Annotated in this window: 14 protein-coding genes; 8 read left to right on the top strand and 6 right to left on the bottom strand. The window is 41.3% G+C overall.

The annotated features are described in order from the left end of the window. The first annotated feature begins 467 nt into the window (after positions 1–467). Entirely contained in the window at positions 468–1,493 is a 1,026-nt protein-coding gene (locus tag COP04_RS04535; protein WP_100486897.1) for an ATP-binding cassette domain-containing protein, read from the top strand. Continuing rightward, positions 1,490–2,305 carry an ABC transporter permease gene (locus tag COP04_RS04540; protein WP_100486898.1) on the top strand — a complete coding sequence of 272 codons (816 nt, stop codon included), beginning with the start codon at positions 1,490–1,492 and terminating at the stop codon, positions 2,303–2,305. Before COP04_RS04535 ends, COP04_RS04540 begins: the two co-directional genes overlap by 4 nt. Positions 2,306–2,632: 327 nt before the next feature. Here the strand turns inward: COP04_RS04540 and COP04_RS04545 are convergent, their stop codons facing one another. Together COP04_RS04545 and COP04_RS04550 are read right to left on the bottom strand one after the other, a co-directional pair. Then, positions 2,633–3,304 carry a hypothetical protein gene (locus COP04_RS04545; RefSeq protein ID WP_100486899.1) on the bottom strand — a complete coding sequence of 224 codons (672 nt, stop codon included), beginning with the start codon at positions 3,302–3,304 and terminating at the stop codon, positions 2,633–2,635. Between the two features lie 212 nt (positions 3,305–3,516). After that, positions 3,517–4,503: a choloylglycine hydrolase family protein gene (locus COP04_RS04550; RefSeq protein WP_100486900.1), complete on the bottom strand. Its 987-nt coding sequence runs from the start codon at positions 4,501–4,503 to the stop codon at positions 3,517–3,519. Between the two features lie 118 nt (positions 4,504–4,621). Between COP04_RS04550 and COP04_RS04555 the strand changes: the two genes are divergently transcribed. Then, positions 4,622–5,542, top strand: coding sequence for a LysR family transcriptional regulator (locus tag COP04_RS04555; RefSeq protein ID WP_275656876.1), 921 nt, complete (start codon positions 4,622–4,624; stop codon positions 5,540–5,542). A gap of 130 nt (positions 5,543–5,672) precedes the next feature. Here the strand turns inward: COP04_RS04555 and COP04_RS04560 are convergent, their stop codons facing one another. Further along, a complete protein-coding gene (locus tag COP04_RS04560; protein ID WP_100489525.1) occupies positions 5,673–5,912 on the bottom strand; it encodes a GNAT family N-acetyltransferase in 240 nt (79 codons plus the stop codon). Positions 5,913–6,264: 352 nt separating this feature from the next. Between COP04_RS04560 and COP04_RS04565 the strand changes: the two genes are divergently transcribed. Beyond that, positions 6,265–6,735 carry a hypothetical protein gene (locus tag COP04_RS04565; RefSeq protein WP_100486902.1) on the top strand — a complete coding sequence of 157 codons (471 nt, stop codon included), beginning with the start codon at positions 6,265–6,267 and terminating at the stop codon, positions 6,733–6,735. Positions 6,736–7,461: 726 nt separating this feature from the next. Here COP04_RS04565 and COP04_RS04570 read toward each other — a convergent pair. The 3 genes from COP04_RS04570 to COP04_RS04580 form a co-directional block, all read right to left on the bottom strand. Further along, positions 7,462–8,121, bottom strand: a complete 660-nt coding sequence (locus COP04_RS04570; RefSeq protein WP_162297077.1) for a Crp/Fnr family transcriptional regulator — start codon at positions 8,119–8,121, stop codon at positions 7,462–7,464. Between the two features lie 255 nt (positions 8,122–8,376). Next, a complete protein-coding gene (locus COP04_RS04575; protein WP_100486904.1) occupies positions 8,377–9,186 on the bottom strand; it encodes a BtpA family protein in 810 nt (269 codons plus the stop codon). Positions 9,187–9,200: 14 nt separating this feature from the next. Continuing rightward, positions 9,201–9,806: a phosphoribosylanthranilate isomerase gene (locus COP04_RS04580; protein WP_100486905.1), complete on the bottom strand. Its 606-nt coding sequence runs from the start codon at positions 9,804–9,806 to the stop codon at positions 9,201–9,203. 329 nt (positions 9,807–10,135) lie between these two features. Here COP04_RS04580 and COP04_RS04585 point away from each other — a divergent pair, with 329 nt between their 5' ends. The 4 genes from COP04_RS04585 (at position 10,136) to COP04_RS04600 (ending at position 15,453) form a co-directional block, all read left to right on the top strand. Then, entirely contained in the window at positions 10,136–10,882 is a 747-nt protein-coding gene (locus COP04_RS04585) for a GntR family transcriptional regulator (protein ID WP_100486906.1), read from the top strand. 598 nt (positions 10,883–11,480) lie between these two features. After that, positions 11,481–12,677, top strand: coding sequence for a BMP family lipoprotein (locus COP04_RS04590; RefSeq protein ID WP_100486907.1), 1,197 nt, complete (start codon positions 11,481–11,483; stop codon positions 12,675–12,677). 167 nt (positions 12,678–12,844) lie between these two features. Further along, positions 12,845–14,371 carry an ABC transporter ATP-binding protein gene (locus tag COP04_RS04595; RefSeq protein WP_100486908.1) on the top strand — a complete coding sequence of 509 codons (1,527 nt, stop codon included), beginning with the start codon at positions 12,845–12,847 and terminating at the stop codon, positions 14,369–14,371. A gap of 5 nt (positions 14,372–14,376) precedes the next feature. Continuing rightward, on the top strand, positions 14,377–15,453 hold the full coding sequence (locus COP04_RS04600) for an ABC transporter permease (RefSeq protein WP_204988020.1): 1,077 nt from the start codon (positions 14,377–14,379) through the stop codon (positions 15,451–15,453). Positions 15,454–15,458: the final 5 nt, after the last annotated feature.

Consider the following 15,458-nt stretch of genomic DNA (forward strand, 5'->3'; position numbering starts at 1 on the left):
TCATTAATATATGTTATTGCATTCGTTTGGCTCATTATTGAGAAGGAAAGATCTTTTTTTGATCTCTCCTTCTCTTTTTGCATGTTTGTTAATATCTGGGGTAATGAGGTAACCAAGGAAAGAGACAGTCAAGGCGTTTTCAACCGCGTACCTTCCATAGATTCTGGCAGGGAACCCATAAGCGGTTTCCTGCTTCTATTCAATTACTTGAAGTGGGTTAGGATAATCAGTTTTCTCCTTTATTTATTCAGAATAATAAAGGTCATTCATTGTTCATAGTCCATTAATAAATTTGGTTTATCATCCCTTGTATAATCAGTCGGATATAGAAATATGCAGGTGAACGTCATGGCCTGAGAAGGAATGAAATGAAAAATCGGTCTTAAGAAGGAGGAATTTACCCGGCTTGGGTTCATTTTCAAAGCAACAAATACAAATTATAGTAATACAAAGAAGGAGGAATTGAAATGGAACGTGTAAATAGAACAGCGTCAGTCAATGACGACTGGGCCGTTGAGGCGCGCGGACTCGTCAAAATATTTGGCGACAATCATGCGGTTGACGGTGTAAATCTGAACGTGCGTGCCGGCACGATCTATGGCGTGCTTGGCCCGAACGGTGCAGGCAAGACCACAACGATCAGAATGCTCGCGACCTTGCTGCGGCCGGACGCAGGTTCGGCGCAAATCTTTGGGCACGATGTGGTGAAGGAGCCGCAGATCGTGCGTCAATTGATCGGGGTGACCGGTCAGTACGCGTCGGTCGATGAATCACTCAGTGCTACCGAAAATCTGGTCATCTTCTCCCGACTGCTTGGGCTGGGACGTGCAGAGGCACGAACTAAGGCAGCGAAGTTGCTGGAGGAATTTAGTTTAACAGAAGCCGCGAAGCGTCCGCTGAAAAATTTCTCCGGCGGCATGCGTCGCCGGCTGGATCTGGCGGCAAGCCTCATTGCGCAGCCGCCGCTTATCTTCCTGGACGAACCGACGACAGGGCTGGATCCGCGCACACGTAATCAAATGTGGGATACCATCCGCCGGCTGGTAAAAACCGGCTCAACCGTACTGTTAACAACACAGTACCTTCAAGAAGCAGATGAACTTGCCGACCGGATCGCGGTTATTGACCGTGGCCGAGTTGTCGCGGAAGGCACTGCGGATGAACTGAAGGCATCGGTTGGCAGCTCATCATTGCAATTAAGAATCCAAAATCCACAGGACATCGAGAACGCTCGTCAGACTGTTGCACATGTGCTCAAGGTCCAGTCCGCTGTCTCACCGGAAGGCGGAAAGATTACTGCACCGATGGCGGACGCCGACCGGGTCACTGATTTGCTGATCGCCTTTCGCGAGGCAGGAATCCGACTGACCGAATTAAGTGTGCAGAAACCGACCCTTGACGAAGTCTTCCTGACCATCACCGGCCACGGTGTGAAAGAGGAATCATCAAAAGCAACCCATGAGTCGGATGAAGTTAGGGGAGTAGAAATATGAAAAGTGCGATGATTAAAGCGGCTGCCGATCGCAAGCTCAATAACTATGTGAGCTTCGGCCAGTCGGTACGCAACACGGTAACAATGGCTTATAGAGGTCTGTTGAAAATTCGGCGCACGCCCGAGCAATTATTCGACGTCACGCTCCAGCCGATCATTTTCACTCTGATGTTTACCTACATTTTTGGCGGAGCGATCTCCGGAAATGTGCAGAGCTATTTACCGGTCATCATTCCCGGCATCCTCGTACAGACCGTAATCACGACCTCGATCGTCACTGGCGTCCAACTGCGTGAGGACATGGATAAGGGCGTGTTCGACCGATTCAAGTCGCTGCCAATTGCGCGCATTGCTCCGCTCTCGGGTGCCTTGCTGGCAGACACTGTCCGGTATACAATCGCGACTGTGCTCACCTTCACGATGGGGTATATCATGGGCTATCGGCCTGCCGGTGGTCTGGGGCACGTCGTCATCGCCGGGCTCCTTGTAATTGTCTGTTCCTGGGCAATCAGCTGGATCTTTGCCTTCTTTGGAGTGATCGCGCGCACAGCTTCAAGCGTACAGGGGATCTCGATGATTGCGCTGTTCCCGCTTACGTTTCTTTCCAATGCTTTTGTGCCGGTCAAGACGATGCCCAACTGGCTTCAATGGTTTGTGAAGATCAACCCGATCTCGCATCTGATCACTGCTGTCCGTGATCTAGCCAACAATGGAACTATTGGCTGGGATCTTAGCATCTCTCTCATCGGAGCTGCCGTCATTGTGGCGATTTTTGCACCTATCACGGTGCGTGCGTATATGCGTCGGACATAATCAGATCGGAGAACAGGTTTCTAAGTTTAAAGATGATTAGAGTAAATATTGTTTATATGTATTTTTTGCATTACTGGAGAGTGAAAAGTTCTCTATAAATAATTAAAAAAGATAACCCTTGTTGGAATTTTTTTGACCTCTCTTTACCAGAAGTGAGGAGAAAAATCACCAAGGGTTATTGTGCTTTTAGTTTATGCTTGTCCGTTGCGCGTGAGTTGTGCCTTGTTGAAATTTTTTGATCCGGCTTTTGAGCCGTTCCGTCCCAGTGACTGGGTCACTAGAGGATGTTATTAACACCGAAAGATGGTGTCAATAACGGTGATTACATCAAGGTTTACGATTTATGTTCTGAAAAAATTCGGTTATGACTGGCCTAAAATATTTTTCCTCACCCATTTTACGGGCTTTGACAGCATCCTCCAATTTTATATATTTACCTAGGTAAACACGTTTGCCTCCAATCGTCAGCGATGCACGATATTTACCGTTTTCTTCTACAGATACACCCTTGAATCCAGTAGAGCTATCTGATCTTACTTTGCTTTTAAGTGCTGGAATAAAGGTACCGTTTTTTCTGAAGTTTTTATTGTCATATTTTTGCAAAATTCGACCATGATCTTTTTTCCAACATCCGCACGATTTTGTTTCACCATTTATCAGATAAGTTGACATGACCTCAACAACGTTTCCACAGTCGCAGCGACACGTCCAGATCGCATGGGTTTGGGTTTTATGATGCTTTTTGGATCTTCCGATTACAGTCAATCTCCCAAATCGTGCACCTGTGAGATCCATTGTATTTGTTTTTGAAGTGATTTCTTGATTTAAACATCCGCACGATTGTGTTTTGCCGCTTCTTAACTGATCCATACTAACGATTTTTACATTACCGCAATCACACTGACAAAGATAATACCGGCGGTGTTTACTGGAATGAACTTCTTTAACAGTTGTCAGTCTGCCAAAACGTTGACCTGTGATATCTATTCTCTTCCGCATAATTAATTGCCTCAGAATATTTTGACAGTAAAATGGTCATTGAGTGCCAACCCTTTGAGCGGTTTGAACGGAAGATAAAGGAGAATGATAGAAACATAGATCAAGTCATTATTATATTTAAGAAGCAGATACGATTTCAGTCTCTTAACTTTTAATTCTGCTTTTTTTGTTTTTCTATATCCAATAAACTTTTGTGCCAGTAGAAAATTAATTCAGTTTTCATTATGAATGAGCTGAGTGCGGTGAAATGGGTAGACTTTAACCTTTTCGGTATCAAGGTTTTCATTAAATAAATGTATGGCTGAAATTTGTCGGCAATCATAACTATGGTAATAATATGTGCCTGACTCTGCGCACATAGCTGACGTGTAAATCGTGATAACTTCGGCATTTTCAGGACTAACGACAGCTCCTTTAGGGACGGAACAATTTGATAAGATATGAAAAAGTCCTGTTATCCCATCTAATTCATTGTCAATTTCCGTAATATTTTGCTTCAAGTATGCTGCTCTTACAAATCTGGATGGTGGTGTAAAGTCACCGGGTAGTCCAATTGAGCCTGATCCCTGGCTAAATGCGCTTAACTTCAAATCAATCCATTGCGTCGGCTCAAATTGTTTAGATCTGAGTCCGATATATTGTCTTAAATTTTGCAGATGCCAGTTAAAATCAGGGCTGTTTGTTAACACACCTACAGGATCATCATATACTTGAACGCCCTGTTTGGTTGGTTCGATGACGATGCATTTTCCCGATTTGTCAGATAATATCCAGTGCAAAGGAGGAGTAGTTTGGAGAGCAGGCAGAGGAACATCTAAAAAGGAAACATGATCCACAGCTTCTTTTACAGCTTGAACAGAATCGAATTGTGCCAGGCACCAAAGCACAAAGTCTTGCGGCGGCAGATTTGTTTTATTTTCAACCACTTTTTTGTTATACGAAGCAAAGCCCGGCAAATAGAGTGTGCCACAGGTCAAACCGGATTCATTTAATCCATCGGCAAGTGTGACTTTTCCTTGCTGCTGAATACCCATACCAACAACGCCCTGTTTTGCAGTAATCGTTTCTTTAGTTACATTGATCCATTTATAGCAGCGGGGTGTAATCATGACATTCTGGTTTAAATCCTTCATAAAATCCATGGTCCTGCCAAACAAATGATGCCCATCTTTTGTTTGCAATGTCAAACTGGTACACATTTTTCAATCTCTCCCCCAAATAAATATTCACCTTTCATTAGTAAGTTTACACAGTTATCTTTATTAAGTAAAATTAATTATAGTTACATTTAGTTTAAGCAAAAGTTAATCAATGGAGATGAAAAATTTGAACTTTGAACAGTTGAATATTTTAACTATATTGACTCAAGAAAGACAGTTCTCAAAGGCAGCGAATAGGTTACATATGACAACTTCTGCTGTAAGCCAGGCGATCTCCAAACTCGAAGGAGAGTTAGGCATGACATTGTTTCAGCGCTCAAGGAAGAATACTTTTCCAACAACGGATGGGCAATATGTAATCAGAATAGCACACATTATCCTTGAAAAGAGACAAGAGATTTACGACTATACATCGGATCGCCATCACCTGTTAAAATTAAAAATTAAAATAGGCTCTATTCCAGGGATTATTGATCATCTGGTTCGCTCGATAGAAATGCTTCAACATGAATTCCCTTTAATAGAAATTGACATGATCGAATTCAATACACAGGATTTGATCAAAGCATTGAAGGAAGAAAAAGTTGATTTTGCTTTACTCGGGTTTTCGGATTCACTGCCCAACTATCATTTGCCTTTTGATTTAATAAAGCTCACTGATGGAGCCTATTACTTTGCTGTGAATCAACAATCCCCGCTTGCGAAATATAATAAATTGAACTATACACAGGTGATTCAACATCCCTTTGCTCTTTATCAAGATAGTTATATTTTGAATTATGTGAGTCATATTGAAAATAAAACGCATCAATCTATTCGTGTATTGTTCAAAACGAACAATATGAGTGCTATTATCAAATCGGTTCGTCATAACATGGCGATTACATTCGGACCGCATTATGCCGTATTTAATAGTTTTTTCGATGATCTGCGAAGTATAAAAGTTATTCCGATCGAAAAGGATCCTGAGGTGCTGACGACCTATTTGTGGTTTGTTTGCTCGCAGGATAATTCGCTGGCATCCTTGAGTCAGACCCTGCTCACACTTGTTAGGCAGGAACTTCGGCTGTTACATTGACGAGATGAGTAACAAATAAAAAAGCATTTTTAGTAAAATATAGAATGGACCATTCTCAAACATATGCTAATCGTATGTATTCAACTTTTGGCGGAATTGGCTGTTTAAATTAACAACATTTTTTTACGGGCTACTTGATTTCATATCGCATAATTGGCCTAAGAGGATGGTGTCGCTCCACTTCAAAAAAACCAAGATCCTGGAATGTCCTTACAGTTCCCGTATAAATAGCGCTGTCATCCGTTCTGCCTTCCGGATCGTCAGGGAACGCCTCAAGCGTGACAGCTCCATTGGAATGGGCGAACTGGATAGCCGCTTCTAGCCGCTTTTTGGCAATCCCCTGATTTCGATAATCCGGATTAACATAAATCGGGAATGTTCCATATTAAGTTCGGAGAGTAGCGCCACACTTCTTCCCCATAGGGAACCGCATTATAAGTAGTAAGGATTCTTTTTACAAATGAAAGAATTGCAATGTTCTTATATTATTTATATTTATGGGGGAAGAAGGAAAATGAATCATCTTTCTTTTCACATTCATTACTGTAATTTCTGAAAATTTAAAGAACCTGGAAGTGATTCAAAAAATCACCAGAGCCATTTAACATCGTTGACTCATTTTTTTACTGCGACAGGAACCATCTAAGTGAGACATCATCGAATGTTCAGGGTGGTAAATCTATTTTTGTAATCTGTTTTAAAGAATGAAAGGATGTCTGAACTTGAAGAAATTTAGAGGGAAGAAACGCTATTTTCGCTGTCTATGGAGAAACGCCAATATAGATGAATATGATTTGGATTTTGGACATGACGGGTGGTTTGATTTTTGGCATGAACACCTTGATCATGATGGGCGTGGTGACGGTCATTTAAGAATTAGAAAAGAACATATAAAGGCACATTTAGCCTTATATAGAAGTGTATTGGATAAACTAAAAGGTTTTAATAAGCCCTATCAGTCTTGGATTTTTGTAGTTGATGATGACTCTGCCTATGACGCGGTTTATATTCATTCTTCAAATCCATATGGTGATTTTCCATGGAAAATAAAAAATTTAAATTGGAATTGTGCCGTCCCTGACTATTTGCAGGAATTAATTAATCAAGAAGAGTTTATTGTTGGCTACTGCGAGGATGAAGAGGGATCGAAGAGCTACATCATTCAATCGAAAAACAGCGAATATCTTCTGTAATTTTCAGTTACCCTCATTTTGGTGGGTACTGATGAAAAAAAGGAGGGGATGATTTCGAGATTGTTTTCAGTGATCACGTAACCGTAACCAACCTCAGTTGAACTGACGGTATTATACGGAGGAATGATTTCGTTATACTTCTCAGAGATAAATACCTTCGATTGAATCTAGGATAATTTAATCAGACAATATGTCCATTTGGACACTTCTCAAAAAAAGGAAAAAGTAATTCCTCGAAGTTGAGGAAGGTTTTATGTTTAATAATACTAGCGTTGCGTTAATCTATGCTAATTATTCATAATACTATGAATGTTCGATAATCATGCGGTTTCTAAACAAAAATCCTTTATAATGGAATAATAGGTTCAAAATCGACTGAACAAGTTCAATAGTCTAAGTTCGAATGGGCTTAAGTTTTTCCTTAGCCAGTAAGATTCCATCCATCCAGCTGGTCTGAAAGCTCGACCGGCTGGATGGATGTTTCCATTGCTCAGGTATTCCAACTTAATTTTGCAGCATAGATGCGAAGTGCTTTCGAATTAGCGTGAAGACTTTTTTCTGCTTCATTAATCCCCGCTCAAAATCCTAAAATTACGATTTTGGGCTTTTTAGGTGCGCCCGACGTGGGGGAGCTGGGCGATCAAAGTTTGGCTTGGTGGAGGTGGATGGGGCAGTGGAACACGTTGCTCAAAGTTAATGAAAGAAGTGGGCTCTATGAGCAAAGCATCATTCTTTCAAACGAATCAACAGCTTCTTTCTTCCGATTTTTTCTGCCCGGCCTTCTGCATAAAGCTTGTTCAAAACACGGCTGACCGTCTCAGGGGTTACTCCGATGTACTCAGCAATATACTGTTCTGTCAGGCCGAGGTTAATCAAGTATCGGCCGTCAGTCTTTCGAATACCCGAGTGAATAGCCAGTTTTTTAAGAAAGGAAATCATCCGATCGGCAGCTGTCCCGAGAATAGAATCCGAAAAACGATCCATTAGTTCCCGGCTCTTTTCGGTTAGAAATAGAGTAAGATGCAGCCGAATTTCAGGATACGAAGCAAAAATCGTGTTCATTTCATCCCGGCGAATGACGAAAAGTGTACACGTCGACAGGGTTTCGGAATTAGCCGGATAAACGTGTTCATCATTAATCAAGCCAACATGCGGGAAAAGATCTCCTTTTGAAAATAAACTGACGATCCACCTTTTCCCTTCGTCATTCTGATGATAGGCATTAGCAAGCCCACTCACAACGATATAATAATTGTCTAACTCTTTTTCTTGAAGAAAAACCGTTTCTTGGGGCTGATAAAAGCGAAATGAACCTTTTGTTTCAATCTGAAAAAGGGCTTCTTCAGATAATTCTTTCAGCCATCCGGTTGCAGGCAAATGCGGCATGATGACCCTCCTTTCTAACACGATCCTGATCATAGGATCCCAAATCATGTACGATTTATCATATTTGACAGATTAATCTTGATCTCAATCAAGGTGTTTTTTTATGTCCTCTTATATTATAAATGATAGACATTATCAATTAAAGTCACCAACATTTTTCAAAGTAATTACATTTTACCGATAAGAGGCCAGAGAGAAGAATACAGATTTCTCTCTGGCCCTTTATGAAAGAGATCATTTTATTGTTAAATAACACTAACTTCTAAATGTTTTCACGATATCCATAAATTCTTTGACACGTTTATAGTCTACAGGCTTTTCAAAAATACCGTCTACTTTAAAGGTAGTCGCACAAATTGCGCCATCAGCAACTGACAATTGGCGTTCTATGTTGTCTTTGTTACAGCCCGTGTTGCAAAAAATAGGTGTTTTTTGTACAGCATCTTTTACGACTTTTAATACTTGAGTGTTTGTTTCACTGCCAGCTGTAAGGCCGGAAACACAAATTGCGTCTGGCTTATTATTAAATTCCGTTGTTTTGGCAATTTCAGCGATGTTCCTATCGGCCAGATATTTTGCTGCTTCTGGAACGATGTTGTAGAACATTTTTACACTTTTGGCACCTAAGCGTACTCGATGCCGCGCAGTTTTGCCGGGATCTGTATTCCAGAGGCCGAAGTCGCTGGCATAGACACCGGAGATGATTTCACGAATGAATTGCGCGTCGACAGCAGCGGCCAGATCCAGAGACGCGATTGGATCCCAGAGACAGTTCACACCAAAGGGTACTTTGACATATGAGCTTAATTCGCCGATCACGCGAGCCATCGCGGCGACGGTAACAGTTTCAACTTTTGTTAAATAAGGAAGGCTGTATTCATTTGAAAACATGATACCATCCACGCCACCTTCTTGAAGTGCAATGATATCATTTTTGGCAGCCACAATTACTTTATCCATTCCACCCGCTTCATCGTATTCCGGATCCCCCGGGAGTGCCTGCAGATGGCACATGGCAATGATTGGTTTTGCCGTATCGAATATTTCTTTTATCCAGGACAACATTTTTCCCCTCCAACTTAACTGGCCTCTCTGGCAAGCTTAACTAATTCCATCATTTTGGCCGGATCTTTTTGGCCTTTTGTTTCTGCACCTGTGCTTAAATCTATTGAGTAAGGATGGAAGCGATTGATTGCATCTTGTATATTGGCAGTATTGATTCCTCCGGCTAGAAAATACGGACGGCGGATATCTTTAATCAAGTTCCAATCAAAGGTATTCCCCGTGCATCCACCGGGAGCATCCAAGAGGATAAAATCCGAACAACTTGAAATAACTTTATTAATGTCTTCCGGTACTTTTACACCGGTTGCATTGATCACCGGTTTATGTGTCTTGTCCATCACTGTCCGGACATAACTCTCGTCCTCGTTGCCATGGAGCTGTGCAAAATCGATGATTCCATCATTAAGCAGCCTTATTACATCATCAATGGGCGCATTAACAAAAGCACCTACAGATTTGATATCCGGAGACAACAGAGACTTGAATTCTCTCGCCTGTTCTTCAGTAATACAGTGCCGGTCGAAATCGGCAAAAATAAATCCTACAAAATCCGGCAATGCTTGATTGGCCGCGATGATATCTTCTCTTCTTTGCATACCGCAGATCTTTATTTTGCTCATTCATGATACACCTCCTTGATACATGATATAATGATATATCGATTCATTAGAAGGATTGTATCACGTTTTGAATTGTGCGTCAATTTAAAAAATAATAGAGATGCGCAGTCTTTAACCGGCATAGTTTTTTAGTGAAACATTTTGAACCGAATCTGTTGTCTTAGATCATACGAACCATTTCCGTCTTTGAAAGGGAAATGGTAATTTGGTAAGATTAGTAATAAGAGAAATTTTAATTTTTTCGATAATTTGATTTCAAGCTGCGAAATTGTTTTTAACTCAGGCAATGATTGACTGTGTTTTTAAATCAGTGAGAGGATGTATCAATTATGGATGTCTCAAGTTCTAATATTCAAACCGTATTACCCAAGTACTATATAGTAAAAAAGGCGGTTCTTGATTATATCCAGTCGGGAAAATTAAAAAAAGATGATTTGATCCCTACGGAGAAATTATTACAGCAAAAGTTCAATGTAAGCAGAATAACGGTCAAAAGAGCATTGGATGAATTAACAGCAGAAGGCTACTTATACAGGTTGCAGGGTCGTGGTACTTTCGTGCGTAATGTAAAAAGCGCTAATATGCCATTTTCAAAAAAAATGATTAGCTGCAGCGACGAAATCAGAAGGCAGGACATGGTCCCATCCCGCAAGGTGCTGATTAAGAAAGAAGTGAAATGTGACTATAGTGTTGCGCATGAATTGAGACAGGAAGTGGGAACTCCCGTCCTTCATTTCTCCAGAATTTATTATGCAGATGGCTCACCGATTAATTTTTCTGATGGGTATCTTTCTCTTGATGATCTTGAGGGGCTGGCTGAAATGAATCTGGAAGGACAGTCTTTAACGCATATTATCCGCAATGAATACCATCTGGATATTGAAATAACCGAGGGAAGTATTGAAGCCGTAATGGCACAGGGTAAATTACTTACTTATTTGCAAGTGGAAAAAGGATTCCCGCTGCTGAAGATGCATGCTGTATCCAGTTACATGAAAAAAGGTACTCAGAAGTATTGTGAAGTGGTCAATAGTTATTACCGTACAGATTCATTCAAAATCACCTTACAGGATTGACGTAATTTTTGCTTGGGGCAGGGAATGCAACACATTTTCTGCCTCACTTTTTCTTAAAAACTACGGATAATAACCGAATTTCAGTTTCATGTCCGCAATGCACCCGCGAGTCCAGCATTCTGTCTTTAGACGCCTGCCGGAACACTAAAAATTACTCGGATCTTAAGCAAGATCAGCCCAGTCTATTTCTATTATTGCTGGCTCGCAACTATCTTGCGAATGATCAATATCTATTAATTGTTCTAGTTTTTATCCCCAAGTCTTCTCTTCTTTTTTCACATAATCGAAACTTAGTCAGATCTATTACAGACCTGTTTTTTTATTGAGTTAGATTTTTGAACAAAAATAATATAGTTACTAAAATTCAGAATAATTTATAAAACGTATTGATTTGCGATTACTATAATGATATGATGTTATATCAATAGAGATGTTATATTTGCTCACATCGGTTTTTTATTCTGGATGCCGTTGTCAAATAATATAACATTAGTTTTTGCACTGATTTCTTGGGTGCCGTAATTAAAGGGATAAGTCGATTGATTTATTACCTTTACTTACATATATTAACAAGTATCTAAAAAAGGGGAGAATCACTATGAAAAAACGGGCCACCAGTATCTTTCTTATTTTAGTCATGTTGGTATTAACATTTTCACTATCGGGGTGCGGTTCACAGGCTTCATCTGGATCGGGCGGTTCTTCAAAAGCCAAGAACTTGAAGATAGCTATTATCACCAGTGATGCCGGTCGAAATGATAACGGATACAATGCATCAGCAATCCAGGGAGCAATAAAGGCCAGCAAACAGCTCGGCGTTCAGTATAAAGTGGTTGATTATACCAACGGGGGTACGGCCAAATCGCTTCAGGTCCTGGCGCAAAACGGTTACAATATGATTTTTACGTTGGAATATGATTTTAATGCCCTAATTCAAGGCGTTGGAAACAATCCACCGATTGCTAAACAATTTCCTAACACGACATTCGTTGTGTTTAATGACAATCCGAATGTGGACAGCCATGGAAAAACATTGTTCAAAAATGTGATCTCTGTCATGTTTAATGTGCATCAGGCGTCTTATCTTGCCGGAGCGGCGAGTGCGCTGGTCAATGAAAATGCGAAAACGCTGTTTGGCAAGGGCTATAATTTTACACCAACCAGCCAGACACGTGCCGTCGGATTTATCGGCGGGACAAATTCCAATGGCATTACTGTATTTTCGGACGGATATATCGAAGGCGTGAACTATATTGCACAACAGTTGGATGTTCATTATAATTTCTACACGAATTTCAACGCAGGATTTACGGATCCGGCCCTTGGAAGTTCTCTGTCCGGAAGCTTCTATAACAAAGGGGCTAACGTTGTCTTCGCCTGTGCCGGTGTCGTCGGGGATGGCGTGACGGCTAAAGCTAAGCAAGCAGGAAAATTGGCGATACAGGTTGACGCGAATAAAGACAGCCAGCAGCCAGGTTATGTATTAACCAGCACACTGAAAAATACGGAAGTTCCGGTGTATAAATTGACCGATGCATTGGTACATGGATCGCTCAATAAGATGGCCCGGGTCCAGAATTACTCTCTGGCATCCGGAGCAACGGGAATAACAGATATGTCGACGCTTCAGGCGCATTTGGCCAAAACACCGGAAGCTGAGGCAAAATGGAAGGAAATTAAAGCGGAATTGAATACGATTGCCAAGAAAATTAACGATGGACAGATAAAAGTGACAAATGCACAGATTGGAGAAAAATTCGATCTGTCTTCCTTGAAAAATGTTACTTTTAAATAACGCTTCTAGTGAATACAAGACGGGCGGTGTCTTGTATTCTTTTTCAACCGCATGAGCGGTCAAGGCGGAGGCGATTTGAATAAGATATGGCTGCCGCGTTTCTGCTCAAGCATATGTTACATGGACGCCTGATCTAGCCAGCTCTCTTTATTACTCTGGAGGCCAATATGAAAATAATTGAGACCGTTAATTTAACAAAAAAATTCGGAAACTTTGTTGCCAATAACGCGATCAACTTATCCGTTCAAAACAATGAAATAAGATGTATTGTCGGAGAAAACGGAGCGGGTAAAACAACTTTGATGAACATGCTGTATGGGTTGCTTAAGCCAACGTCCGGTGAAATTTTTATCAAAGGAAAGAGAGCTGTTTTCCATTCGCCGGCCGATGCCATCAGCAGAGGGCTGGGAATGGTCCATCAGCACTTTAAATTAGTGCCGAGCTTAACCATCTATGAGAATGTGCTGCTTGGTAATGAGATTGTGAAAAGCAGTTTTCTGATCAACAAAAGAAAAGAAATAGAAACCGTACGTGAATTGATTCAGAAATATAAATTCGATCTGAATCCGCTGGACAAAGTCGAGGATATTTCAATCGGAGAACGTCAAAGAGTTGAAATACTAAAGATGCTTTGCAGGAATGTCGATATTTTGATCTTTGATGAGCCCACTGCTGTACTGACGCCGCAAGAAGTGGACAAGCTTATTGAAAGCTTGAAAGAACTGCGCAGTAATGGGAAAACGATTATTGTGATTACGCACAAATTAAGAGAGGTTATGGAATTAGCCGATAACATTACGGTCATCAGGCATGGAGAGGTAGTCCGGACGGTCAGCAAAACAGAAACAACAGAGAATGAATTAGCGCAAATGATGGTCGGCCGAAAGGTCACTCTTGATGTCGCCAATCATCATAAAGAAATTGGAGATCAGAAGGAAATCTATCAGGTTAGAAATTTATCAGTGACGAATTCATATGGACGTGAAGTTTTAAAAGACATTTCTTTTTCCGTAAAAAAAGGAGAAATAGTAGGCATTGCAGGTGTAGAGGGAAATGGCCAGACGGAATTGATCGATGTTTTAACCGGATTAATGGGCATCAGGCAGGGTCGGATTTTTTTGGATAATCAGGAAGTGACCAACTTCTGGCCCGATCAGTGCAGGCGCAGCAGAATCGGCATTATACCGGAAGATCGCTTTTCTCAAGGACTGTGCGCCACAATGACACTCGCGGATAATTGCATTGCCGGTTATCACCGTAACCAATCAGTAAGCCATTGGTCACTTCTGGATTATAAAAAGATCAATGCGCTCAGGGATGATTATATTGAACAGTACGACATACGGGTCGGAAACAGGAATGGACAGGTTGGCCAGCTTTCAGGAGGCAATGCGCAAAAGTTGATTATTGCCAGGGAATTTGAAAATAAACCGGTTTTACTAATTGCCTGCCAGCCGACAAGAGGTGTTGATATTGGTTCAATTGAGTACATTCACACAAAAATCGTTCAGTATCGGGACAACGGAAACGGGGTACTGTTGATTTCGAGTGAATTGTCAGAGATTATGGCCTTATCAGACCGCATTTTGGTCATGTATAAAGGGAAAATTGTCGGATGTGTTAATCCAGAAGAAACATCTCAGGAGCAAATTGGATTGTTAATGGCAGGTATATATGATGAGCAAGGGGGATGAAGAAGTTGCCAGGAAAAAAGATACCTTTGAGCATCATAAATTCGATCATGCCCGTGATACTGGCGCTGTTAATTGGCGGCATTATTATTGCCATGATTGGACAGAATCCATTTACGACCTATCAGGTTCTGTTTCAGCAGTCACTTTTCACTCCGCAGGGGCTGGCTTACACGCTACATGGCGCGGGGCCCTTGATTTTGACGGGACTTGCGATCGCCATCACCTTTAAAGCGAATATTTTTAATATGGGCGTGGAAGGGCAGTTTATACTGGGCGGGTTTATTGCGGGGATTGTTGCTTTATATTGCAAGGCTCTTCCAGGCGGGCTCGCACAATTTATTTGTCTGATCGCCGGTATTGCAGGTGGCATGTTGTTCGCCTTAATACCTGCTTTGTTAAAGACGTACTTTAGAGTTAATGAGATGGTCGTTACCCTGATGCTCAACTATGCGATGGCGACGGTTCTGGAATTTCTTACGACAGGAATCTTTCGTGATAATGGGTCCGGCTATGTGACCACACCAATGATCCCTAAGAATGTGATGTTTCCCAGATTTGGAGACACAAGAATTACTCTCTTTTTTGTCATCGCTATTCTTGTATTTATCATCATGTATCTTGTGATGAAAAAGTCTGTGCTTGGCTATGAAACGACTGCCATGGGTAAAAATCCTGCATTCGCCGAAGCAACAGGGATGCGTGTGGGTAATAAAATTGTGACATTGATGCTGATCAGCGGTGCCCTGGCCGGCCTGGGAGGGGCAGGCTATATGCTAAGTGATCAATATAGCTATACACTCAATTTTTCCGCTAATCCTGGAATGGGCTGGGACGGGATGCTGGTGTCTTTACTTGGCGGCCACAATCCAGTTGGTATTCTTGTTGCGGCCATTTTTTATAGTGCATTAAAAAATGGCAGTCAGGATATCGATATATTCACCGGTGTACCGCAGGAAATTATAGCTGTGATACAAAGCCTTCTCATATTATTCCTTTCAGTTAAATTTATCAGCGAAAATACACATGCGCTTGATAAAATTAGATCTTTTTTTCATAAGAAAAACGGCATGGAGGAGGAATAATCACG

This window comes from Sporolactobacillus pectinivorans (genome assembly GCF_002802965.1).
Lineage (GTDB): Bacteria > Bacillota > Bacilli > Bacillales > Sporolactobacillaceae > Sporolactobacillus > Sporolactobacillus pectinivorans.

Coding starts and splice junctions, on each gene's coding strand:
- COP04_RS04535 (WP_100486897.1), top strand. CDS start 468: ATGGAACGTGTAAATAGAACAGCGTCAGTCAATGACGACTGGGCCGTT.
- COP04_RS04540 (WP_100486898.1), top strand. CDS start 1,490: ATGAAAAGTGCGATGATTAAAGCGGCTGCCGATCGCAAGCTCAATAAC.
- COP04_RS04545 (WP_100486899.1), bottom strand. CDS start 3,304: ATGCGGAAGAGAATAGATATCACAGGTCAACGTTTTGGCAGACTGACA.
- COP04_RS04550 (WP_100486900.1), bottom strand. CDS start 4,503: ATGTGTACCAGTTTGACATTGCAAACAAAAGATGGGCATCATTTGTTT.
- COP04_RS04555 (WP_275656876.1), top strand. CDS start 4,622: ATGAAAAATTTGAACTTTGAACAGTTGAATATTTTAACTATATTGACT.
- COP04_RS04570 (WP_162297077.1), bottom strand. CDS start 8,121: ATGCCGCATTTGCCTGCAACCGGATGGCTGAAAGAATTATCTGAAGAA.
- COP04_RS04575 (WP_100486904.1), bottom strand. CDS start 9,186: ATGTTGTCCTGGATAAAAGAAATATTCGATACGGCAAAACCAATCATT.
- COP04_RS04580 (WP_100486905.1), bottom strand. CDS start 9,806: ATGAGCAAAATAAAGATCTGCGGTATGCAAAGAAGAGAAGATATCATC.
- COP04_RS04585 (WP_100486906.1), top strand. CDS start 10,136: ATGGATGTCTCAAGTTCTAATATTCAAACCGTATTACCCAAGTACTAT.
- COP04_RS04590 (WP_100486907.1), top strand. CDS start 11,481: ATGAAAAAACGGGCCACCAGTATCTTTCTTATTTTAGTCATGTTGGTA.
- COP04_RS04595 (WP_100486908.1), top strand. CDS start 12,845: ATGAAAATAATTGAGACCGTTAATTTAACAAAAAAATTCGGAAACTTT.